The following is a 22,245-nucleotide window of genomic DNA, read 5'->3' on the forward strand; positions in this document are numbered from 1 at the left end:
GGGCGTATTCCGGTGTGCGGCGACGGCGCGCAGTCCGGTTGCCCGGAACGGCTGGTTCCGGGCAGACGGACGGCGTCCCGGCCGGGGCCGGGACGCCGTAGTCGTGCTCTGGGCACGCCCTGATCCGTCAGGAACTGCGACGACGGCGCACGACCAGCATCGTGCCACCGCCCGCCATGAGGAGGGCGGTCGCGGTGCCGCCGATCACCAGGGCCTTGTCACTGCCCGTCGCGGCGAGCTTCTTGGCCCTCCCGTTCACGTCCGGGTAGCTCATCGGGTCGACGGCTGCGGCGAGTTCGTGGGAGTCGCCGCGTCCGACGCCATCTCCGTTGTGGCCACCGTGTCCCGGCGTGCCGTGGTGCCCGGGCTTGCCCGGGTGGTGGGGCGGCTTGGGGGTCGGGGTGGGCGTCAGACTGCCCTGCACGTAGATGCTGACGCCGACACTCGGGTCGGGGTGGCGCGAGGTGAGCCGGAACACGTGCCAGCCGGTGATGGTGTTCGCCGGGATGGTCACGGTCCCCGAAACCGATCCGTCGGCCCGGGCGCGGAAGTGGCCGAGCACGACCGGGGTGGATTCCAGCAGTGCCGTGACGCGCGCCCCGGGGGCGAACACCCCGGAGACGGTGCTGAAGTCCAAGGAATCCCCGGCTGTCACCGTCGTGGTACTGACGGACAGGGGCGGGGGCGGCGGCGGGTACGGCTGCGCGGAGGCGGCCTGCGCCCCGATCAGCGGTGCTCCGATGAGAATGGCAGTCGATGCCGCCGACACCAGAGCGGCCCGCCATCTGCGCGATGCTGTCATCTTCTTCGATCTCCTCGACTTGGGTCCGGGCCTGGTCGTGCGGCGGCCGTCAATCGGTGTGGACACCAAGACCTGGATACATGGCGCAAAGAGAACATAACGACACTCGTTGGTCCGATGGCGCGAGAAGTCACCGGATTGGTCCAGTCCCGGTTCGCGCGGTGCAGGTCGCAAGCGCCGTTCGAGGGGGCGACACAGGGGGTGGCTCCCTCTTTCGAAGAGTCCGAGTCCCTATGGTCGACATCGTCCATAGGGAACAGAAAGCCCCACTTCGGGTGGTTCCCTCAGTCCCGTGAGGGGTGCAGCTTGGATCTCCAAGGATTCCTGAAGGCTCTTGCCAGGCGATGGCCGACGGTCGTGGTCTGTCTGGTTCTCGCGGTCGGGACGGCGCTCGCCGTGACAAGCGCGAGCACCCCCGTCTACGAGGCGAGGACGCAGCTCTTCGTCGCCACCCGCGCCGGTGAGAACACCATCGATCTGAACCAGGGGCAGACGTTCTCGCAGGCGCGCGTCCAGTCGTACGCCGAGATTGTGAGGACCCGTCAGGTCACCGCTCCCGTGGTGAAACAGCTGCGGCTGCACACCACTCCGGAGGAGCTGGCGTCCCGGATCACCGCCGGCGTTCCGCTCAAGACCGTGCTCATCGACATCACTGTCCGGGACACCGCGCCCCGGCGCGCGGCGCGCATCGCCAACGCCGTGGCAAAGCGGTTCAGTTCGGTCGTCGAGCGGTTGGAGACCCCCAAGCGGCCGGTCTCCTCGACATCCAAGACGGGCAACAGGGCCGAGGACGACGCGCGCGTACCCCCGGTCTCCCCGGTCTCCTTGGGCGTCACCGAGGCAGCCGTCGCCCCGACCTCTCCCGCAGAGCCCCGCCCGTTGCTCAACCTGGCCGCGGGTGTGGTGGGCGGCCTGCTGCTCGCTGCCGGGCTGGTCGCCCTCCGTGAGACGCTCGACACCACGTTCAAGACGAGCGAGGCACTGGGTGCATTCACCGCCATGCCCGGCCTCGCCACCATCCCGTACGACAGGAACGCCCCAAGGCAGCCGCTGATCAGTACCGACGGGCACTCCGCGCGTGCCGAGGCGTTCCGCAAGCTACGGACCAACCTGCAGTTCTCACAGGTCGACGATCCGCCGCGGATCATCCTGGTGACGAGCTCGGTGCCCGGTGAGGGCAAGACGAACATCGCGATGAACCTCGCCCGATCCCTCGCCGAGGCCGACGTCTCCACCTGCCTCGTGGACGGCGACCTCCGCCGCCCGTGCGTGGCACCGGCCTTCGGCCTCGTCCAGGACGCGGGTCTGACCACGGTGCTCATCGGACAAGCCCGTGTCGAGGATGTGATGCAGCAGGTCGCCGGCGGGCTCTCGGTGCTCGCCAGCGGCGCTGTGCCGCCGAACCCCGCGGAACTGCTCGCTTCGGCGCGTATGGAAGAGGTGCTGCGCGAGCTCGCGGACATGTACGACGTCGTGGTCATCGACACGGCGCCGCTGCTGCCGGTCGCCGACACCGCGGGGCTCGCCTCTCTCACCCAGGGCGCGCTGCTCGTCGTACGGGCCGGGAAGACCAACCGGGATCAGGTGCGCACCGCCACGGAATCGCTGGAGCGCGTGGGCGCGCGCGTGCTCGGCACCGTGTTCAGCATGGCTCCGGTTCCCAAGGGCGGCCGTTACGGCCGTTACGGCGCCTACGGGCCGTACGGCGAGCTGCCCGCTCCGCGGACGTCGGCCACGCCGGAGGGGGCGGCCGCCTCGGCGGTGACGCGTACCACGGACGGGACATGACTCGGATCCTGTTCGTCTGCACGGGCAACGTGTACCGCTCGGTGCTCGCCGAGCGCCTTCTGGCGGCGAGGCTGCCGCCGGGCTCGGCACTGCGGCCGGAGAGCGCCGGTACGGAGGCGTGTCACCGGCCCCGCATGGACGACACCGCCCGGGAGGTCCTGGAACAGCTGGGCGGCGACGGCTCCGGATTCATCTCCCGGCCGCTCACCGCACAGCTCATGGCGGGTGCCCCACTGGTCCTCGGACTCGCGCGCGAGCACCGCGAGGCGGCCGTCCGCCTCGCCCCGGCGGCGATGCGGCGCTGCTTCACCCTGAAGGAGTTCGTGCGGCTCGCGAATGGGGGAGCCGCCGGGGCGGGTGGGGGCGGATTCGAGGCCGTGGTGGCAGCGGCTGCCACCCGTCGCGGTACCGCGGCCCCGGTCCCGCAGGCCGAGGACGACATCCCGGACCCCTGGGGCGGGCCCCGTGAGGAGCTGTACGAGTGTGCCCTGGAGATTGACAGGGCGGTGAGCGGACTGGTGCAGCTGTTCCTGAATCGAGCGATGTGCAACTCCTCTGATCAGCCATAAGGGTGGATACGCGACGCGCAGGAAAACCGGACGGGGCGAGCAGAAGTTGATCGTGGGTCGACTCTCTTTCGCCCCCCGAACGGAGAAGTCCAGTGACCTGCTCCTTTCCATCGATCCCGGTGACCAGACCCGTGATCGGTGAAGCCGAGATCGCTGCGGCCGTACGCGTTCTGCGTAGTGGCCGTGTCGTCCAGGGCCCGGAAGTGGCCGCGTTTGAAGACGCGTTCTCCGAATTGGTCGCCGGCCGCGCCTGTGTAGCGGTCAACTCAGGAACCTCCGCCCTGCAGCTGAGCCTCATGGCCCTGGGCATCGGACCGGGAGACGAGGTCGTGGTGCCCTCGTTCTCGTTCGCGGCGACCGCCAACGCAGTACGCCTGGTAGGTGCCGATCCAGTCTTCGCCGACATCACGTCCAGCACCTACTGCCTCGACCCGCTCGCCGCATCAGCGGTGATCGGTCCGCGCACCGCCGCCCTCATGCCGGTGCATCTGTATGGGCACCCCGCGCCCATGGACCAGCTGATGCAACTCGCCGCACGCCATGGGCTCGCCGTACTGGAGGACGCCTGTCAGGCGCACGGAGCCACGCTGCACGGACGCCCCGTCGGCACCTTCGGTGAGGCGGGATGCTTCAGCTTCTATCCCACGAAAAACATGCACGCTCTCGAGGGCGGCATCGTTTCGACCGCCGATCCGCACCTCGCCCGCACCCTTCGGCTCTTGCGGAACCAAGGCATGGAGCAGCGCTACGAGAACGAGATCGTCGGGGCCAACATGCGGATGACCGACGTCGCGGCGGCCGTCGGCCGTGAGCAGCTGAAGCAGCTACCAGCCTGGACGGAGCGGCGGAGAGCCAATGCCAAGGTGCTCGACTCCCACATCGAGGCGCTGTCCACTCCGCATGAGGCCGACGGTGCGCGGCACGTCTACCACCAGTACACGGTCCGCATCCCGGGCGGTCTCCGGGATTCCGTGCAGCGGGACCTGGCGCGACAGGGCATCGGCAGCACGGTGTACTACCCGACCCCGATCCACCGACTCAGGCCCTATCAGGATCAGGGCAGCCCGCCCCTGCCCGAGACCGATCGGGCAGCCACGGAGGTTCTTTCCCTCCCGGTCCACCCGACCCTGCGACAGGCCGAGCTGGAGCGGATCGCACAGGCCGTGAGCGATGCCGGAAGAGTCGGGTGAGCCGGCGCACCCTTCGGGCCGGGCTCATCGGCCTTGGAGCCATGGGACGCAACCACGCCCGGGTGTTGTCGTCGCTTGACGGCGTCGAGCTGGTGGGCGTCATGGACCCGGCAGGTGACACCACGGGTGCCAGCCGGAACACCCTTGTCGTCGCCACCCTGCATGAGCTGCTCGCGCGTGGACTCGACTACGCGGTGGTCGCCTGTCCCACGGCGTTGCACGAGGAGGTCGGCCTGGCCTTGGCCGACAACGGCGTGCCCGCGCTGATCGAGAAGCCGCTCGCCCACTCGGCGACGGCCGCACAACGGCTGGTCGACGCCTTCGACAGAGCGGGGTTGGTCGCCGGTGTCGGACACATCGAGCGGTTCAACCCGGCACTGCAGAGCCTGCGTTCCCGCCTCGAGGCGGGAGAGCTCGGGGACGTCTTCCAAGTGGTCACCCGCCGCCAGGGGCCCTTCCCGCACCGCATCGGCGATGTCGGGGTCGTCAAGGACCTGGCCACTCACGACATCGACCTCACCAGTTGGATCACCGGCCATTACTACGTCTCGCTCTCCGCGCGCACGGCCTCCAAGAGCGGCCGACTCCATGAGGACATGGTCTCCGTGGTCGGCGATCTCAGCGACGGCACCATGGTCAGCCACCTCGTCAACTGGCTCAGCCCCCACAAGGAGCGCTACACCGCGGTGACCGGCGAGCGTGGCTGCCTCGTCGCCGACACTCTCACGGCAGACCTGACCTTCCACGCCAACGGAGCGGTGGCCACCGAGTGGGAGGCCCTGCGAGCATTCCGCGGCGTGGCCGAGGGCGACATGGTCCGCTACGCCATCCCCAAGCGTGAGCCGCTCCTCGTGGAGCACGAGCGGTTCCGTGATGCCGTGAACGGGAAGGCCACGGACATCGTCACGCTCGATCAGGGGCTGAGGACGGTGGAGGTGGCGGAGGCGGTCCTCGACTCGGCACGGCGGAAGGCATCCGTGAGCCTGCGACGCCCGCGCACGCCGACCCTGGCGGTGGTCACCCAGCGGTCATGACGAGCACCCCTGCCGAGGACCGGGACCCAGCCTGGCGAGGTTGCCCGGAGAGCAGTATCCAGAGCAGTCGGTGCTCGTTGCTCAGCACATGAACCAAAGCGGTGAGGTGGCGTTTCCGCAGGTGCGGATCGCACCCGGTGCACAGGTCGACGAGTCAGCCGTGCTGAGCCCAGGTACGACTGTGTGGGAACTCGCGCAGATTCGCGAGGAAGCCGTGCTCGGCTGTGACTGCGTCGTGGGCCGGGGTGTCTATGTGGGACCCGGGGTGAAGATCGGTCACAGGGTCAAGATTCAGAACCATGCGCTGGTGTACGAGCCTGCCGAGCTGGCCGACGGCGTCTTCGTCGGGCCTGCGGTCGTCCTCACGAACGACCGCAATCCTCGCGCCGTCGGCGCGGACGGACGTCTGAAGCGCGCCGGTGACTGGGAAGCGGTCGGCGTCCGGGTCGCTGAGGGCGCGTCACTCGGCGCGCGTTCAGTGTGTGTGGCTCCGGTCGGCATCGGCCGCTGGGCGATGGTCGCCGCGGGGGCCGTCGTCACCAAGGATGTGCCGGATTTCGCCCTCGTCGCCGGTGCCCCTGCCCGTCAGATCGGATGGGTGGGACCTGCCGGCGAGCGTCTGCGCGCACTGCCGGATCGGGTCGGAGTCTGGGAGTGCCCGAGTAATGGGAATCTCTACTCGGAGAACGACGGAGTTCTGACGGAGCTTTCAGCTCAATACCGAGAAAAGTCGATCCCGTGAAGGTCATGAGCGTGGTCGGGGCGCGGCCCCAATTCATCAAGCTTGCCGCAGTCGCCGCAGCTTTCGGCAACACGGAGCACGATCATGTGATCGTCCACACCGGTCAGCACTACGACGCCGATCTGTCCGACGTCTTCTTCACCGGCCTCTCCATCCCCGAGCCCCGCGTGCACCTGGGCGTCGGCTCAGGCACCCACGGCGTGCAGACCGGTACCATTCTGGCGGCCCTCGATCCCGTCATCGCCGCCGCACACCCCGACTGGGTGTTGGTTTACGGAGACACCAACTCCACTCTTGCCGGCGCGCTTTCCGCTGCCAAACAGCACATCCCCGTTGCCCATCTGGAAGCGGGCCTGCGCTCTTTCAACCGGCGGATGCCCGAGGAGCACAACCGCGTCCTCACGGACCACGCTGCCGATCTGCTGCTCGCACCCACCGAGGAGGCGGTGCGCCACCTGGCAGCCGAGGGCCTGGCCGACCGTGTCGTTCTGACCGGGGACGTCATGGTCGACATGTGCCTGCGCATCAGGGACAAGGTGCTGAGGGGCAAAGCCACCGCCGCACTTCCGGCCTTCATCAACGCCCAGGGGCCCTACCTCTTCGCCACACTGCACCGGGCCGAGAACACGGATCGTCCCGATCGCCTGGCCGCTCTCGTGGATGCCCTGGCCAGTCTGCCGGTTCCTGTCGCCTTGGCCGCCCATCCCCGGCTGCTCGCACGTGCAGAGGACTTCGGCGTCAAGCTCGACAGCGGCTCTCTCCATATCAGCCGCCCTCTTCCCTACGCCGAGTTGATCCGCACGGTGCTCGGATCGCGTGGCGTGATCACCGACTCGGGAGGACTCCAGAAAGAGGCGTTCCTGTTGGAACGCGTCTGCACGACACTCCGTACGGAGACGGAATGGCCCGAAACGCTCCGGGGCGGCTGGAACGCACTCGTGCCGGATCCTTGTGAACTGGGCTCCCAGACATGGCGTGACACCGTCCTGCGTCCTGCGCCCAGGAGCTCACGCGGTGTGCCGTACGGCGACGGCGAAGCAGCACCCCGTGTGGTGCGGGCGCTGGAAGATCACCTGAGCGGATGTCAAGCCCGCTGAGCCGCCGTCCGGGACGGCGCACCAAGCAGGATCACCTCGGCCCCGGCCCATCGATCGGGGTCGGTGATCCGCCGCCCGTCGACCACGACGCGCACCTCCGGGAACCGGTCGGACCCGAGCTCTCGGTACTCGCCATGATCGGCTTGGACGACAGCGGCGGTGACTGTCCGGCCGCTGTACGGCGGCAGGCCGAGTGCCCTCAGCTCATCGGCCGTGTACAGCGGGTCGGACACGTACGGCTCGGCGCCGCGCGCCCGCAGTGCCTCGACGACGGGGAACACCCCGGAGAATGCGGTCTCCTTGACGCCGCCCCGATAGGCCGCGCCCAGTACCAGCACGCCTGCGCCGGTGAGGTCGCCGTACACCTCCGCAAGCCGCCGTACCGCGTACTCGGGCATCGAGGCATTGGTCGCGCGGGCCTCTTGTACGACTGTCGCGTCCGAGTCGTTCCACAGATACATCCGCGGATAGACGGGAATGCAGTGACCTCCTACGGCGATGCCAGGCTTGTGGATGTGGCTGTAGGGCTGCGAGTTGCAGCCGTCGATCACCAGCTCCACGTCGATGCCGATGCGGTCCGCGAACCGTGCGAACTGGTTCGCCAGCCCGATGTTCACGTCACGGTAGGTCGTCTCGGCCAGCTTCGCGAACTCCGCGGCCTCCGTTGAGCCGAGGTCCCAGACGCCGTTGGGACGAGGCAGTTCGTCGCGTACGTCGAAGTCGAGGAGGGACTCGTAGAACTCGACACCTCGGCGGGCGGAGGCGACGTCGATGCCGCCGAGCAGCTTGGGGTAGCGGCACAGGTCGGCGAACACGCGTCCGGTCAGCACCCTTTCGGGGCTGAAGACGAGAGCGAAGTCCCGGCCCGCGGTCAGCCCGCTGCCCTGCTCCAGCATGGGCGCCCAGCGCCCTCGAGTCGTACCGACGGGCAGTGTCGTCTCGTACGACACGAGTGTGCCCGGCCGCAGTCCGCGCGCCACCGCCTGCGTCGCCGTATCCATCCAGCCGAAGTCGGGCGTGCCATGGGCGTCGACGTATACCGGAACGACCAGGACGACCGCTTCGGCGTGCGTGACCGCCGCGGTCGTGTCGGTGGTGGCCAGCAACCGCCCCGCCGCGACGACGCTCTTCAGCCGCTCAGCGAGTTCAGCCTCGCCGGGGAACGGCTCAACGCCCTCATTGACCAGGCGCACGACTCGCTCGTCCACGTCGGCGCCGATGACGTGGTGGCCTTTTGCCGCGAACTGGACAGCCAGCGGCAGACCGATCTTTCCGAGCGCCACCACACAGATCTGCACGGCTACTTCCTCCGAGCGGCAACCAGCTGCGCAGGCGACCGAAGAAAGCCGACACGCATTGACAAAGCACTACGCACCTTATCTCCGCAGCTTCATTTCAGTGAGCCGACACGAAGGGTCCAACGCCCGGCCGAGGACGGCCGCCACTGCCCCGACTGCCGCACGGACCTCGCCCACCAGCCACCCGGTCTGCTCAAGGCGCTGTTCGGCAGGAACTCCGGCACGTGAGCGGCTGTTTGTAGGCCTGGATGAGGCGCAATGATGAGCGGGCCGGGAAGTCACCGTGGCTTCTCGGCCCGCCAATGATGCCCTGTTGTGGGGCGGTTCCGGTTGCTGTGGTGTAGCGGGCGGTGGCGTCGTCCCAGTCGCGTATGGCCGGCCCGGTCTGCGCCGGCCGGTCGGCGTGGCGGTATACCAGATATAGAGTAATTCGGGTAGATGTCTGAAATGACTGATAGTTACCTTCCTGGAGATGTCGCCGCGCATGACTGGTTCGTGCGTGCTCGGGTCCGCATCGGCGAGGAACATCGCGCCAACTCGCTGGAGGGGAAGTCGAGGGTTTTCCGGCCTGGGGAGGAGTTGGAGATGATGCAGTGGGGGCGGGCAGGCCAGGAGATCGATGCGGACGCGTGGTGGACGACACACCACTACATTCCCGCTGCTCACATCGTCCCGGCGGGCAAGATTCAGGTCCTTGAGATCCTCGAGGAACGGCGGCCCGAGGCGGACGTGTAGAAGGCTGGCGAAGGCACGACTTGTGATCATGCGAAGGCGCCTGTCGGCGGTCTCACGGAGACCGCTCGATCGTGCGACAATGCCGCAGGTAGTGAGAGCGGCGGGCGACTGCTTGGCGTCGGCGACGCCAGTTCGACCAGCTCAGCGCGTGGTGTCGTCCGCGGTGTCCGCTCAGATGCGGGGGCCGGGCACGACAAGCTGCCAGGAGTCGCCGAACCTCCGCCCCTGTGAGCCCGATGGCCCCGGGTGTCACGAGTGATGTGCCTATAGCAGCCCACGTAGCGACGGACCTCGTACTGATCCAGGCCGCACTCGTTCGTCGCGGCCTGGAAGCACTCCTCGATCGCCCAGCGCGCCCGGCGAGATGGCGGCAGGTCCGGGCCCACCGTGCTGGTTGCCCTTCGGGCCACTCATTCACAGTAATGGGAACCGCGGTACGAATTTCGTGCTCCAAACGCTTCTGACCTGGCGTTTTCTGTCGATCGCGGTCTCCTGGCGCCTCCTGCGGCCCGGGGCGAACAGGATGGCTGGATTGCCGCCGATCACGTTGCGGGGCTTCCTGAATCACGGGGACGTCCCCACCAGCTTCCTCATTCACACAGAGAAAGGCGCGGAATGCCATCCTTCAAGCGCTTCGGGTCCGCGGTCGCGTCGGCCGCGGTCCTGACCTCCCTGGCTATGGCTCTCTCCCCGGCAGCCACAGCGGCCACGACCCCGCAGATCACCAAGCATGTCCCTGTCGTTCAGGAAGTGAAGACCCAGGGGGCCAGGTCGCTGACCTGCGCCGCTCTGAGCGCTCAGCTTTCCACGCAGCTGAAGGCCGCCCAGACTGCTCTGGCCGCCACGCCGCCCGATGTCGTCGCGGCCCAGGCGGCAATCACCGCGGCCCAGGCCACGGTCGTCCAGCTCCAGGCTCAGCTGTGTCTCCCGACGCCCCCCGTGACTCCGATCTGTGCGGCTCTCGCTCTTCAGCTCCAGCAGGACCTCAAGGCCCTGGTCGCGGCGGTGACGGCCGTCCCGCCGAACCAGGCCCAGATCACTCTGGCGCTGAACGCGGTGCTCACCACCAGCGCGGCACTCAAGGCCAACGCTTGTGTGACCGCCGCCTGACCAAGCGCTCCTCGCGCAGTGCCGACCCGAGGAATTGTCCGGGAGGGCCGGTGATTCACTGAGCAAGCCCCACCTCGGTGTCTCCCAATGTGACGTTGGGGTGAAGGGTCTTCACAGGCGGCAGCCTGTGAAGACCCTTCTTTCTTCGAGTTCCCGATCCCACACAGTCACCGGCGCAGCGTGGCGCAAAGGGGCGCGGGGAACTGCGCGAGCAACCCCCACGAACCCGCACTCGGCAGATCGCGGGACCGATCGATCTCGCAGCCATACACCAACTGCGGTACGTCGACGGCCACAGTTCCCCCCAGGGTCTACCCCCACTGTCAGCGACGCCCCGTACCGTTGACGCATGGATCTTCGACTGCCCCACCGGCGAGGGCTGCTGCGGAGGCCCCGACGGCTGCTGGCCGCCGGGGCCGCCGTCGTCGTACTCGCGGGCGCGGGAACGTGGACGGCCGTCGCCTCGGACAGCAAGCCGCCGGTGCACGAGACCGACCGCATCATGGCCATCGACGGTGTCCGCGTCGACACCTCGTACTTCACGTCCGGCTCCGCCGGCCGCAGGCCCGCCGTGCTGCTGGCCCACGGCTTCGGCGGCAGCAAGCAGGACGTACGGCAGCAGGCGGAGGACCTCGCCAGAGACGGCTACGCGGTACTGACCTGGTCCGCCCGGGGCTTCGGCAGGTCCACGGGCAAAATCGGCCTCAACGACCCCAAGGGCGAGGTCGCGGACGTCTCCCGGCTCATCGACTGGCTGGCCAAGCAGCCCCAGGTCCAGCTCGACAAGCCCGGCGACCCGCGCGTGGGCGTCGCCGGCGCCTCGTACGGCGGCGCGATCTCCCTGCTCGCCGCCGGCTACGACCAGCGCGTGGACGCCATCGCCCCGGCGATCACCTACTGGAACCTCGCGGACGCCCTGTTCCCCAACGGCGTCTTCAAGAAGCTGTGGGCCGGCATCTTCGTCAACTCCGGCGGCGGCTGCGCGAAGTTCGAACCGCAGCTGTGCCGGATGTACGAGCGGGTCGCCGAGTCGGGCAGGCCCGACGCCCAGGCCCGCGAGCTGCTCCAGGCCCGTTCCCCCTCCGCCGTCGGCAGCCGCATCAAGGTGCCCACCCTGCTGATGCAGGGCCAGACCGACTCCCTCTTCCCGCTCGGCCAGGCGGACGCGGCCGCCAAGGCGATCCGCGCCAACGGCGCCCCGGTGGACGTCGACTGGATCGCCGGCGGCCACGACGGCGGCGACATGGAGACCGGGCGGACGCAGTCACGCGTGCGTGCCTGGTTCGACCGGTACCTCAAGGACGACAAGGGCGCCGAGACCGGCCCGGCCTTCCGCGTCACCCGCACCGGAGGCGTCGACTCCACCAGCGGCGCGGCCCAGTTGCGCGGCGCCACCGACACCACCTACCCGGGCCTGGAGAGCGGGCGGCGCCCGGTCGCCCTGCGTGGCACCCAGCAGCGCTTCGACAACCCGCCCGGCGCCACCCCGCCCGGGGTCTCGGCCCTGCCCGGCCTCGGCGGCGCGGGCGGCCTCGCCCAGCTGTCCTCGCTCGGCGTCGGTGTCTCGCTGGACTTCCCCGGCCAGTACGCCCGGTTCGAGTCGGCGCCGCTCAGCACCGGCCTGCGCGTCACCGGATCGCCGACCGTCACCGTGCACATGACGTCGACGAGCGACGACGCCGTGCTCTTCGCGAAGGTGTACGACGTCGGGCCCGGCGGCGGCACCCCCGTGCTGCCCTCGCAGCTGGTGACGCCCGTCCGCGTCGAGGGCGCCAAGGCCGGCAGGGACGTCACGATCACCCTCCCGGCGATCGACCACGAGGTCGAGCAGGGCCACCGGCTGCGCCTGGTCCTCGCCTCCACCGACCTCGGCTACGCCTCCCCGACCGCCCCGGCGAGGTACACCGTCTCGCTGAAGGGCGACCTCACGGTGCCGACGGCCCCCGGTGTGACGACCGCCGCCGCCCCGCTGCCGTCCTGGGTGTGGTGGCTGCCGCTGGCCGGCGCGGTCATCGCCCTGGCCCTGCTCCTGACGAGCCGTCGCCGCACGACCGCGGCACCGCCGCCCGACCCCGACCTCGCCGAGATCCCGCTGCAGATCACCGGCCTCAGCAAGCGGTACGCCCGCTCCGCCGACCGGTACGCGGTGCGGGAGGTGACCTTCCGCGTCGAGAAGGGCCAGGTCCTCGGCCTGCTGGGGCCGAACGGCGCGGGCAAGACGACCACCCTGCGCATGCTGATGGGCCTGATCAAGCCGGACGCCGGCGAGATCCGCGTCTTCGGCCACGCCATCCGCCCCGGCGCCCCGGTCCTCTCCCGGGTCGGCGCCTTCGTGGAGGGCGCGGGCTTCCTGCCGCACCTGTCCGGCCGGGAGAACCTGGAGCTGTACTGGCAGGCCACGGGCCGCCCGCCCGAGGACGCCCATCTGCAGGAGGCCCTGGAGATCGCCGGGCTCGGCGACGCGCTCGCCCGGGCCGTGCGCACCTACTCCCAGGGCATGCGCCAGCGCCTGGCCATCGCCCAGGCCATGCTGGGCCTGCCGGACCTGCTCATCCTCGACGAACCGACCAACGGCCTGGACCCGCCGCAGATCCGCGAGATGCGGCAGGTGCTGATCCGCTACGCGGCCGCCGGCCGTACGGTCATCGTCTCCAGCCACCTCCTCGCGGAGGTCGAGCAGTCCTGCACGCACCTGGTCGTCATGGACCGCGGCCGGCTCGTCCAGGCGGGACCGGTCGGGGAGATCATCGGCTCGGGCGACACCCTGCTCGTCGGCACCGCCGCGCCCGTGGAGGAGCCGGTCGTCGAGAAGGTCGCCACCCTGCCGGGCGTCGCCTCCGCGGTGCCCGCCGACGGCGGCCTCCTGGTCCGGCTCGACCCGGACGGCAGCGCGCAGCGCCTGGTCGTCGAGCTCGTTCGGCTCGAAGTGCCCGTCCAGTCGGTGGGCCCGCACCGCCGCCTGGAGGACGCCTTCCTCACCCTGATCGGAGGTTCCGCATGAGCACGCTCGTCGAGCGCACCGAGACCGCCTCCGGTTACCGGGCCGGCCGCACCCTGCCCCTGCGGGTCGAGCTGGTACGGCAGTTGAAGCGCCGCCGCACGCTCGTCATGGGCGCGATCCTCGCCGCGCTGCCATTCGTACTGCTGATCGCCTTCGCGATCGGCAACCCGAGCCAGGGCAACGGCCAGGTGACGCTGATGGACACGGCGACGGCGTCCGGCGCCAACTTCGCCGCCGTCAACCTGTTCGTGTCGGCCGGCTTCCTGCTGGTCATCCCGGTCGCCCTGTTCTGCGGGGACACGGTCGCCTCGGAGGCCGGCTGGTCCTCCCTGCGCTACCTGCTGGCCGCGCCCGTGCCGCGCGCCCGCCTGCTGTGGTCCAAGCTCGTCGTCGGACTCGGCCTCAGCCTCGCCGCGATGATCCTGCTGCCGGTGGTCGCCCTGGCCGTCGGCACGGCCGCCTACGGCTGGGGCCCGCTGCAGATCCCCACCGGCGGCGCGCTGGACACCGGCACGGCCACGCAGCGCCTGCTGGTGGTGGTGGCGTACATCTTCGTGTCCCAACTGGTCACCGCCGGGCTGGCGTTCTGGCTGTCGACCAAGACCGACGCGCCGCTCGGCGCGGTCGGCGGCGCGGTCGGCTTGACCATCGTCGGCAACGTCCTGGACGCCGTGACCGCCCTCGGCCACTGGCGGGACTTCCTGCCCGCGCACTGGCAGTTCGCCTGGGCGGACGCCGTCCAGCCGCATCCGGAGTGGTCCGGCATGATCCAGGGCACGGCGATTTCCATAACGTACGCGCTCGTCCTGTTCGCCCTGGCCTTCCGCGGTTTCGCCCGCAAGGACGTGGTCTCCTAGGTCAACGGAGGGTCACCCACCGGTCTCGGCGGGCCATGATCGTGGCCGCTTCGAGATCCATCCGCAACGGTTCGTCACGCACGTTCCGACCCCCTCCGCCGTCACAGTCACAGACGGCGACGCCAATACGGCCGTTCGAACCACCGGTCAATCGGCAGAGGGGGCACGGAAGATGAAGCAGCGGTATCCAACACCAGGGCCCGGCACGGCACACCGTCGTACCCGACGGCTGCGCGTCGCCCTGCTCGCCCTCGCGGCGACGGGCGGCCTGCTGCTCACGGCGTGCAGCGCGGGCCAGGACAGCAACACCGGTTCGGCGGACCGCTCGAACCGCACCGGCGGCCTCCCGGCCCCGGCCGGCTCGGCGGCGGCCGGGGAGCAGCGCGGAGTGAGCCCGGACGACAGCCCGTCCGCCGACCACCTCTCCACCTTCGCCCTCGACGTCGACACCGCCTCCTACGGCTACGCCCGCCGGGTCCTCGCCGACGGCCGGCTGCCGGACCCCTCGCAGGTGCGCCCCGAGGAGTTCGTCAACAGCTTCCGCCAGGACTACGACCGCCCCGACGGCAACGGCTTCTCGGTCACCGTCGACGGGGCCCGCACCGACAGCTCCGCCTGGTCCCTGGTCCGTGTCGGCCTCGCCACCCGCGCCGCCGACTCCGGCGAACGTCCGCCCGCCGCGCTCACGTTCGTCGTCGACGTCTCGGGCTCCATGGGTGAGCCCGGCCGCCTCGACCTGGCGAAGAAGTCCCTCGACACGATGACCGACCAGCTCGGCGACGACGACTCGGTCGCCCTGGTCACCTTCAGCGACGAGGCGCGGACCGTCCTGCCGATGACCCGCCTCGGCGGCCACCGCGGCAGGGTCCACGACGCCGTCGACGACCTCGAGACCGAGGACTCCACCAACCTCGGCGCGGGCGTCGAGAAGGGCTACGCCACCGCCACCGACGGCCTGCGCGAGGGCGCCACCAACCGGGTCGTACTGATCTCCGACGGTCTCGCCAACACCGGTGACACGCACGCCGACTCCATCCTCGAACGCGTCTCCCGCGAACGCCGCGACCACGGCATCACCCTCTTCGGCGTCGGCGTCGGCAGCGACTACGGCGACGCCCTGATGGAACGCCTCGCCGACAAGGGCGACGGCCACACCGCCTACGTCTCCGGCGAGGACGACGCCCGCAAGGTCTTCGTCGACCAGCTCCCGCAGAACATCGAGCTCACCGCCCGGGACGCCAAGGCCCAGGTCGCCTTCGACCCGGAGACCGTCGCCGAGTTCCACCTCGTCGGCTACGACGACCGCAAGGTCGCCGACGAGGACTTCCGCGACGACAACGTCGACGGCGGCGAGGTCGGCCCCGGCCACACCGTCACCGCCCTGTACGCCGTGCGCACCAAGCCCGGCGCCGACGGCCACCTCGCCACCGCGAGCGTCCGCTGGCTCGACCCGAAGTCCCGCGCCCCGCACGAGGAGTCCGGCCAGCTGGAGACCGACGCCCTGCACGACGACGTGTGGAGCGCCCCCAGCCGCTTCCAGGTCACCGCGATCGCCGCCTACTTCGCCGACACCCTGCGCACCCGCGCCTCCGAGGCCGACGACGTCGGCTCCCTCCCCGGCAACCCCGGCCTCGGTGAACTCGGTGAGCGGGCCCACGCGTTGGCGAAGAAGACCGAGGACCAGGACGTCGACCGGCTGGCGGAGGCGATCGACGAGGCGAGCAGCATGAAATGATCCGGCCCATTGACTCTTTCTTACTTGCGAGTAAGTTGTGCTCCCAGTCCGAGCCGACCGGGAGCCGTCATGGGCGTACGCAAGGATCTGAAGCGGGCGAAACAACGCGGTGACCTGGCCGCGCGCACCAGGGTCGAGGTCGTCAGGGACACGTCCGGCACGGTGTGCGAGGCCCGCACCGCGCCGATGGCGAGGACACCCACCACCGGAAGCACCGCCGACCTGCCCTACACCAACGCGGCCGAGGCCCCGGACGCCGTGATCCTGCGCCGCAAGCTGCACGGCACCTGGCAGCAGGTCACCGCGGCCGCCTTCGCCCGCGAAGTGAGCGCCGTGGCAAAGGGGTTGATCGCGGCCGGCCTCGAACCGGGCGGCCGGGTCGCGGTGATGTCCCGCACCCGCTACGAGTGGACGGTCCTCGACTTCGCCATCTGGGCGGCCGGCGGCCAGACCGTCCCGGTCTACGCCACCTCCTCCGCCGAGCAGGTCGAGTGGATCGTCCGCGACTCCGGCGCCCGCTTCGTCGTCACCGAGACCGCCGACAACACCGCCACGGTGACGACCGGAACCGCCGGCCACCAGACCCCGCCCCGCACCTGGGAGTTGGACGAAGACGCGCTCGCCGAGCTCACCGTCCTCGGCCGGGACGTCCCCGACGAGGAGGTCACCAAGCGCCGTACCGCCCTGACGCCCGACACGATCGCGACGATCTGCTACACCTCCGGCACCACCGGCCGGCCCAAGGGCTGTGTGCTCACCCACGCCAACCTGCACGCCGAGGCCGCCAACACGGTCGAGCTGCTGCACCCCATCTTCAAGGAGGTCACTCGTCAGCAGGCCTCCACCCTCCTCTTTCTCCCGCTCGCCCACATCCTCGGCCGCACCCTGCAGATCGCCTGTCTGATGGCCCGCATCGAGATCGGCCACTGCCCCAGCATCAAGCCCGACGAACTCCGGCCCGCCCTCAAGGAGTTCCGCCCCACCTTCCTGGTCGGCGTGCCGTATCTCTTCGAGAAGATCCACGACACCGGCCGCGCCACCGCCGAGAAGATCGGCCGGGGCGCCTCCTTCGACCGCGCCGACCGTGTCGGCGTCCGCTTCGGAGCGGCGTACCTCGACAAGTTCCTCGACCGGGGCAAGGGCCCGGGCCCCGCCCTGTACGCCGCCTGGGCCCTGTACGACCTGCTGGTCTACCGCCGCGTCCGCAAGGAACTCGGCGGCCGCATGCGCTACGCCATCAGCGGCGGTTCCCCGCTCGACCGCAACCTCAACCTCTTCTTCTACGCGGCCGGGATCATCGTCTACGAGGGCTACGGCCTGACCGAGACCAGCGCGGCCGCCACCATCGTGCCCCCGCTCAGGCCCCGCCCGGGCACCGTCGGCCAGCCCGTCCCCGGCACCGCGGTGCGCATCGCCGACGACGGCGAGGTCCTGATCAAGGGCGGCATCGTCTTCGGTGCCTACTGGAACAACCCGGCGGCCACCAACGCCGTGCTCCAGGACGAGTGGTTCGCCACCGGCGACCTCGGCGTGCTCGACGAGGACGGCTATCTCACCATCACCGGCCGCAAGAAGGACATCCTCGTCACCTCGGGCGGCAAGAACGTCTCCCCGGCCGTCCTGGAGGACCGGCTGCGCAGCCGCCCGCCGATCGGCCAGTGCGTCGTCGTCGGCGACAACCGACCCTTCGTCGCCGCCCTGATCACCCTCGAACCCGAGGCGGTCGCCCACTGGCTGTCCGTCCGCGGGCTGCCCGCCGACACCCCGATGTCCGAGGTGGTACGCGACCCCCGGATGCGCGCCGACGTCCAGCGGGCCGTCGACTACGCCAACGAGGCCGTCTCGCGCGCCGAGTCGATCCGCGCCTTCACGCTGGTCGAGGGCGAGTTCAACGAGGAGAACGGCCTGCTCACCCCGTCCCTGAAGGTGAAACGGCACGCCGTGCGGGCCGCGTACGCGGAGGAGATCGAGGCGCTGTACGCCAAGTAGCCGCCCGGGCACACGAAAGCGGGCCGCCGAGGTGCTCGGCGGCCCGCTTCGGCGGTGCTGCGGTCAGCTGTTGCTGGCGCCGTTGCCGGAAAAGACCGGGATGTTGTCCAGGATGTGCGACAGCGGCTCGTCGCCCTTGGCCTGGGTGGAGTTCTCGGTGCACTGCTGGTTCTGCGGGGCCGAGAGGATCGGGACGTCCTGGAGGGCGGTGGTGACCGACGCGATGGTCTGGGTGTTGACCTTCGAGGGCAGGGCGAGGCAGGGCTTGTTCAGCGAACCCTGCACGAGCGCGAGCTGGGGGCTCATGTCGCCGTGCGTGGCCTGGTTGCCGTACTTCTGGACGGAGCCGTTGCCGTTGACGGTGGTGACCCCGTTGTCGTTGCCGATCGCCAAGGCAGGGGCGGCGGTCGCGGCCGTGGCGCCGACGATGGAGGCGGCGATGGCCGCGCTTGCCCACAGCTTCTTCATGTTTCTTTCCCTTCGGAGAGCGGACTCCGGTGCAGAGTTTCGGAGAGCGGACCCCGTTGTAGAGCCGCGTTTTGACCAACCACCGAGTGGGGGTTTGGTTGCGCCGTTTGCCCCATTCGGACCAGTGTGGAGGAGAAAGTGTTATCTCGTTACCGACACGCGAGTGAGCTTCCCCGGACGGGCAGGGAGGAGCGCATGTCCGGCGGATCGCTGGGGAGGGGGTTCTGTCCCGCCGCGATCAGTGGCCGGTCCGCACGCAGGTCGGCGAACACCTGGTCGGACTTCTTCGTGTCCCAGCGCAGTGTCGAGCCGACGCCCTTGATGACCGGGTTGAAGCCGGCGATCGGCACCGTGGCGAACTCGGTGCCTGACAGCGGCACTCGGCTCAGTACGGACGCCAGCTCCACCAGGTCACCAGTCCCGAAGCCCTGGTCGACCGAAGCGGCGCCGAGGAGGGTGCGGCCGATGCGCAGCATCGCTTTCGGGTCGGTCAGCACATGCCGGGACACGAGTCCGCGCAACGCCGCGACCAGGAACCGGTGCTGGCGTTGAATCCGGCCCAGGTCCGCCGAACCGTCCACATGACGTGAGCGGACGTACTGCAGGGACTGCCCGCCGCCGAGCCGGTGCCGGCCGGGCGCGAGGTCGAGCTTGGTGGCCGAGTCCTTCAGCGGGCGCGCTGTGCACACCTCCACCCCGCCGGCCTGGTCGACGGCGTCCATGAACCGGCGGAAGTCGATCTGCAGGAAGTGGTCGATCGGCACGTGCGTCATGTCCTGCACGGTGCGAATGGTGAGCTGGGCCCCGCCCTCGGCATAGGCGTTGTTGAGTTTCGCCGGATGCGCCGGAAGCTGTTTCCCGGTGAAGTCGTCGCGCCGGGCGGGAATCTGCGCGAGGGAGTCGCGCGGCAGACTGACCACGCTCACCCGGTCCCGGCGTTCGGAGAGATGGACGAGCATCATCACGTCCGTGCAGTCGCAGGCGACACCACCCGCGTGGAACTTCCGCTTTTCCTCGGGTGTGATGGTGTCGCGGCCGTCGGTTCCCAGCAGCAGGATGTTCGTTCCGTGGTCCGCTTTCGCGGGAGCCCGGAACGCGGAGTTACCGAGAAGAGGGACGGCAGCCAGCAGCACCATTCCCGGAATGAGCATGCGCCGCAGTGACTTCCGGAAACGGAAAGGGTTTTTCGCCATGCGAGGAAGGTAGGCGAGCGGGCCGCCGAGAATTCGGCGGCCCGCTGCGTGCGTCACCCGATCAGCTGTGGCGGGAACCGTTGCCGGACAGGACCGGGATGTTGTCCAGGATGTGCGACAGCGGCTCGTCGCCCTTGGCCTGGGTGGAGTTCTCGGTGCACTGCTGGTTCTGCGGAGCCGAGAGGATCGGGACGTCCTGGAGGGCGGTGGTGACCGCCGTCAAGGACTGGGTGTTGACCTTCGTGGGCAGGGCGAGGCAGGGCTTGTTCAGCGAACCCTGGATGAGGGCCATCTGCGGGCTCATGTTCCCGTACGTCGCCTGGTTGCCGTAGATCTGCGCGGCACCGTTGCCGTTGGCGGTGCTGACGCCACCGTCGTTCCCGATGGCCAGCGCCTGGGGCGCGAAGACCGCCGAGGCTCCGACAACGGAAGCGGCGACCACCGCGGCAGCCATAACCTTCTTGATCACTTGCTGGTCCCTTCTGGAGTAACCCCGTCCACCGGAGCGCTCTGAACAACTCCGCCCGCACCGCGTGGTTGCTCCCCTTCACCCCAATGGCCGCAGGTGAATCCCGGCGGGGCGGAGCGTTCTCCGGGGTCGCTTCGTGCGCACCCCCAGCCGGCGCCGTCTCCAGCGTCGCGCGGTGCGCGCACAGGTGTGGCGGCCTGCTCCATCCGGGAAGGAGAACCTGGCGGACCGGGAGTGTGCACTGCCCAGTTGACCTGGGATTTTTGCCGGGGGCTCGAGCACACTGCATTTCTTGCGCTTGCGCTGCTGGCTGGGTGAGGGCTTCCTGAAAGTGCGGGAGCAGTAACGTCGCCGACGTTGGTCAATAGGGAGTCATGATGCAGACGTCCATGTCCGAAGCAGTCATCGCTGGTGCCGAGGCAGCGGACCTGGAAGGCCTGCCGGTCCCGGACTATTTCCCGGCGGCCACTGTGCGCGAGGAAGACACCGATGTCTTTCAGTCCATGGAGGACAAGGACGTACGCAAGTCCATTGTCATTGACAAGGTACCCATGCCCGATCTGGCGCCCGATGAGGCATTGATTGCCGTCATGGCCAGTTCGATTAACTACAACACTGTGTGGACGGCCATGTTCGAACCGATCCCCACATTCCAGTTCCTCAAGCAGATGGGCAAGGCCGGCGGCTGGGAGAAGCGTCACGACTTGCCTTACCACATCGTCGGATCTGACGCATCGGGAGTCATCGTCAGGACAGGTTCCTCCGTACGAAAGTGGAAGGTGGGTGATCATGTTGTGATTTCTCCCGCCTACGTCGACGAGCAGGACCACGACACCCATCGGGACGGAATGCTTGGAGAGGGACAGAAGGCTTGGGGTTTCGAGACCAATTTTGGAGGACTGGCGCATTATGCAGTGGTGCGGGCCAGTCAGCTGATGCCTAAGCCCGCTGCTCTGACCTGGGAGGAGGCGGCGGTCAATCCGCTATGCGCAAGCACTGCTTACCGAATGTTGGTGAGCGACCGCGGAGCGCAGATGAAGCAAGGAGACGTTGTCCTTGTCTGGGGCGCTACCGGAGGGCTGGGATCCTACGCCGTTCAGCTGGTCCTCAACGGCGGCGGGATCCCTGTCGGCGTTGTCAACTCGGCTGAAAAAGCAGAGCTGTTGAAGGCGCTCGGATGCCATGCGGTCATCAACCGCGCCGACCTCGAGGATGGTGACCCCGCGATTCTGCAGCAGCCCGAGGGGTGGAAAAGGATGGGACGAGCCATCCGCGACATGGTCGGAGAGGACCCGCACATTGTGTTCGAGCACGTCGGTAGGAAGACCTTTGCCGCTTCCGTCTTCCTTGCCAGGCGTGGGGGCACCGTCGTGACCTGTGGATCGAGCACAGGTTACGAGCACCTCTATGACAACAGATACCTTTGGATGCGCCTGAAGAGGATCATCGGGAGCCACGGCGCCAACCTCTACGAGCAGTGTGAGGTCAATAGACTCATCGCGTTGGGGCATGTGGTGCCGGCTCTTTCCGCAACATACACCCTGGATGAAGTCGGGGTTGCGGCCCGCAGCGTTCAAACAAATCAGCACATCGGCAAGGTAGGCGTGTTGTGCCTCGCCCCTCATTCGGGCCTGGGTGTTACCGATCCGAACGCCCGGGAGAAGATCGGTGAGCACCGCCTCAGGGCGTTCCGTAGATAAAAGTTCGAATCGACCTTGAGCGGGCCCGACCGGAAAGGGAGACAGTCGGGCCCGCTCGGCAACTCCACGCGAGGATCCGGTCCGATGAAGCACCGGCCGGTCCATTTGCATGGAGTCAGACATGGTTAGCGCGATTAACCGGTAAGCTACATATCTCTTTAGGGAGCGTGCTGCGGCCACCATATGCCCGCGTGTAACACTGCAAGTGTACCCGTAAATTCCGAACCGTTGAACACGCTACGCACCGGAACGCCATGTGCGTCCCATGGTGTGGGAATTCGCATCGCGATAGGTCACGTAAACCGGCACTCGCTCGAGTTCGCGAGACCTGCGGCGCTCAACGGCCTTCACCGCCTGGAACCTCGCGAGCACAAACCGGGGCATCATGCGACATTGCCGATGTTCTGGTTGCCTGCTGTCACCCACAACGGTGATCCCCGAAGCGCCAGGGTTCGCCACCCTTCCCCC

General features: G+C 68.8%; 18 protein-coding genes. 13 read left to right on the forward strand and 5 right to left on the reverse strand.

Translation table 11 applies throughout. From position 1 onward, the window contains the following. Positions 1–127: 127 nt before the first annotated feature. Positions 128–802, reverse strand: a complete 675-nt coding sequence (locus ABZ453_RS00500) for a hypothetical protein (RefSeq protein ID WP_359010087.1) — start codon at positions 800–802, stop codon at positions 128–130. Between the two features lie 306 nt (positions 803–1,108). Between ABZ453_RS00500 and ABZ453_RS00505 the strand changes: the two genes are divergently transcribed. From ABZ453_RS00505 to wecB, 6 genes are all read left to right on the forward strand, one after another. Further along, positions 1,109–2,590: a polysaccharide biosynthesis tyrosine autokinase gene (locus ABZ453_RS00505; RefSeq protein ID WP_359010089.1), complete on the forward strand. Its 1,482-nt coding sequence runs from the start codon at positions 1,109–1,111 to the stop codon at positions 2,588–2,590. Then, on the forward strand, positions 2,587–3,159 hold the full coding sequence (locus tag ABZ453_RS00510) for a low molecular weight phosphatase family protein (protein ID WP_359010091.1): 573 nt from the start codon (positions 2,587–2,589) through the stop codon (positions 3,157–3,159). Before ABZ453_RS00505 ends, ABZ453_RS00510 begins: the two co-directional genes overlap by 4 nt. A gap of 113 nt (positions 3,160–3,272) precedes the next feature. Beyond that, positions 3,273–4,349 (forward strand): DegT/DnrJ/EryC1/StrS family aminotransferase, encoded by a 1,077-nt coding sequence (locus tag ABZ453_RS00515; protein WP_359010564.1) that lies wholly within the window; start codon positions 3,273–3,275, stop codon positions 4,347–4,349. Then, on the forward strand, positions 4,346–5,383 hold the full coding sequence (locus ABZ453_RS00520) for a Gfo/Idh/MocA family oxidoreductase (RefSeq protein ID WP_359010093.1): 1,038 nt from the start codon (positions 4,346–4,348) through the stop codon (positions 5,381–5,383). Before ABZ453_RS00515 ends, ABZ453_RS00520 begins: the two co-directional genes overlap by 4 nt. A gap of 88 nt (positions 5,384–5,471) precedes the next feature. Beyond that, complete coding sequence (locus ABZ453_RS00525; protein WP_359010565.1) at positions 5,472–6,125, forward strand: N-acetyltransferase; 654 nt, start codon at positions 5,472–5,474, stop codon at positions 6,123–6,125. Continuing rightward, a complete protein-coding gene (gene wecB, locus ABZ453_RS00530; RefSeq protein ID WP_359010095.1) occupies positions 6,122–7,222 on the forward strand; it encodes a UDP-N-acetylglucosamine 2-epimerase (non-hydrolyzing) in 1,101 nt (366 codons plus the stop codon). Before ABZ453_RS00525 ends, wecB begins: the two co-directional genes overlap by 4 nt. Here the strand turns inward: wecB and ABZ453_RS00535 are convergent. Next, positions 7,210–8,520: a nucleotide sugar dehydrogenase gene (locus ABZ453_RS00535; RefSeq protein WP_359010097.1), complete on the reverse strand. Its 1,311-nt coding sequence runs from the start codon at positions 8,518–8,520 to the stop codon at positions 7,210–7,212. The genes wecB and ABZ453_RS00535 overlap by 13 nt on opposite strands. A gap of 438 nt (positions 8,521–8,958) precedes the next feature. Between ABZ453_RS00535 and ABZ453_RS00540 the strand changes: the two genes are divergently transcribed. From ABZ453_RS00540 to ABZ453_RS00565, 6 genes are all read left to right on the forward strand, one after another. Continuing rightward, entirely contained in the window at positions 8,959–9,255 is a 297-nt protein-coding gene (locus tag ABZ453_RS00540) for a hypothetical protein (RefSeq protein WP_359010099.1), read from the forward strand. Positions 9,256–9,870: 615 nt separating this feature from the next. After that, complete coding sequence (locus ABZ453_RS00545; protein ID WP_359010101.1) at positions 9,871–10,365, forward strand: hypothetical protein; 495 nt, start codon at positions 9,871–9,873, stop codon at positions 10,363–10,365. Positions 10,366–10,714: 349 nt separating this feature from the next. Next, a complete protein-coding gene (locus tag ABZ453_RS00550) occupies positions 10,715–13,366 on the forward strand; it encodes a CocE/NonD family hydrolase (RefSeq protein WP_359010104.1) in 2,652 nt (883 codons plus the stop codon). Then, a complete protein-coding gene (locus tag ABZ453_RS00555; protein ID WP_133040866.1) occupies positions 13,363–14,223 on the forward strand; it encodes an ABC transporter permease in 861 nt (286 codons plus the stop codon). Before ABZ453_RS00550 ends, ABZ453_RS00555 begins: the two co-directional genes overlap by 4 nt. Before the next feature lie 172 nt (positions 14,224–14,395). Beyond that, positions 14,396–15,958, forward strand: a complete 1,563-nt coding sequence (locus ABZ453_RS00560; protein WP_359010106.1) for a von Willebrand factor type A domain-containing protein — start codon at positions 14,396–14,398, stop codon at positions 15,956–15,958. 69 nt (positions 15,959–16,027) lie between these two features. Beyond that, on the forward strand, positions 16,028–17,947 hold the full coding sequence (locus ABZ453_RS00565) for an AMP-dependent synthetase/ligase (RefSeq protein ID WP_359010108.1): 1,920 nt from the start codon (positions 16,028–16,030) through the stop codon (positions 17,945–17,947). 63 nt (positions 17,948–18,010) lie between these two features. Here ABZ453_RS00565 and ABZ453_RS00570 read toward each other — a convergent pair whose 3' ends face one another. The 3 genes from ABZ453_RS00570 to ABZ453_RS00580 form a co-directional block, all read right to left on the reverse strand. Further along, positions 18,011–18,415 (reverse strand): rodlin, encoded by a 405-nt coding sequence (locus ABZ453_RS00570; protein WP_359010110.1) that lies wholly within the window; start codon positions 18,413–18,415, stop codon positions 18,011–18,013. 149 nt (positions 18,416–18,564) lie between these two features. Further along, positions 18,565–19,608, reverse strand: a complete 1,044-nt coding sequence (locus ABZ453_RS00575; protein ID WP_359010112.1) for an LCP family protein — start codon at positions 19,606–19,608, stop codon at positions 18,565–18,567. 61 nt (positions 19,609–19,669) lie between these two features. Further along, complete coding sequence (locus tag ABZ453_RS00580; RefSeq protein ID WP_359010114.1) at positions 19,670–20,077, reverse strand: rodlin; 408 nt, start codon at positions 20,075–20,077, stop codon at positions 19,670–19,672. A gap of 377 nt (positions 20,078–20,454) precedes the next feature. Between ABZ453_RS00580 and ccrA the strand changes: the two genes are divergently transcribed. Next, positions 20,455–21,777 (forward strand): crotonyl-CoA carboxylase/reductase, encoded by a 1,323-nt coding sequence (gene ccrA, locus ABZ453_RS00585; RefSeq protein ID WP_359010567.1) that lies wholly within the window; start codon positions 20,455–20,457, stop codon positions 21,775–21,777. The last annotated feature ends 468 nt before the right edge of the window (positions 21,778–22,245 follow it).

The organism is Streptomyces sp. NPDC005799 (assembly GCF_040630525.1).
GTDB classification, from domain to species: domain Bacteria; phylum Actinomycetota; class Actinomycetes; order Streptomycetales; family Streptomycetaceae; genus Streptomyces; species Streptomyces griseorubiginosus_B.

Excerpts from the sequence above, each read along its gene's own strand:
- ABZ453_RS00575 (WP_359010112.1), bottom strand. The coding sequence starts at position 19,608 with ATGGCGAAAAACCCTTTCCGTTTCCGGAAGTCACTGCGGCGCATGCTC.
- ABZ453_RS00565 (WP_359010108.1), top strand. The coding sequence starts at position 16,028 with ATGGGCGTACGCAAGGATCTGAAGCGGGCGAAACAACGCGGTGACCTG.
- ABZ453_RS00570 (WP_359010110.1), bottom strand. The coding sequence starts at position 18,415 with ATGAAGAAGCTGTGGGCAAGCGCGGCCATCGCCGCCTCCATCGTCGGC.
- ccrA (WP_359010567.1), top strand. The coding sequence starts at position 20,455 with ATGCAGACGTCCATGTCCGAAGCAGTCATCGCTGGTGCCGAGGCAGCG.
- ABZ453_RS00555 (WP_133040866.1), top strand. The coding sequence starts at position 13,363 with ATGAGCACGCTCGTCGAGCGCACCGAGACCGCCTCCGGTTACCGGGCC.
- ABZ453_RS00550 (WP_359010104.1), top strand. The coding sequence starts at position 10,715 with ATGGATCTTCGACTGCCCCACCGGCGAGGGCTGCTGCGGAGGCCCCGA.
- ABZ453_RS00500 (WP_359010087.1), bottom strand. The coding sequence starts at position 802 with ATGACAGCATCGCGCAGATGGCGGGCCGCTCTGGTGTCGGCGGCATCG.
- ABZ453_RS00560 (WP_359010106.1), top strand. The coding sequence starts at position 14,396 with ATGAAGCAGCGGTATCCAACACCAGGGCCCGGCACGGCACACCGTCGT.
- ABZ453_RS00540 (WP_359010099.1), top strand. The coding sequence starts at position 8,959 with ATGTCTGAAATGACTGATAGTTACCTTCCTGGAGATGTCGCCGCGCAT.
- ABZ453_RS00545 (WP_359010101.1), top strand. The coding sequence starts at position 9,871 with ATGCCATCCTTCAAGCGCTTCGGGTCCGCGGTCGCGTCGGCCGCGGTC.
- ABZ453_RS00525 (WP_359010565.1), top strand. The coding sequence starts at position 5,472 with ATGAACCAAAGCGGTGAGGTGGCGTTTCCGCAGGTGCGGATCGCACCC.
- ABZ453_RS00510 (WP_359010091.1), top strand. The coding sequence starts at position 2,587 with ATGACTCGGATCCTGTTCGTCTGCACGGGCAACGTGTACCGCTCGGTG.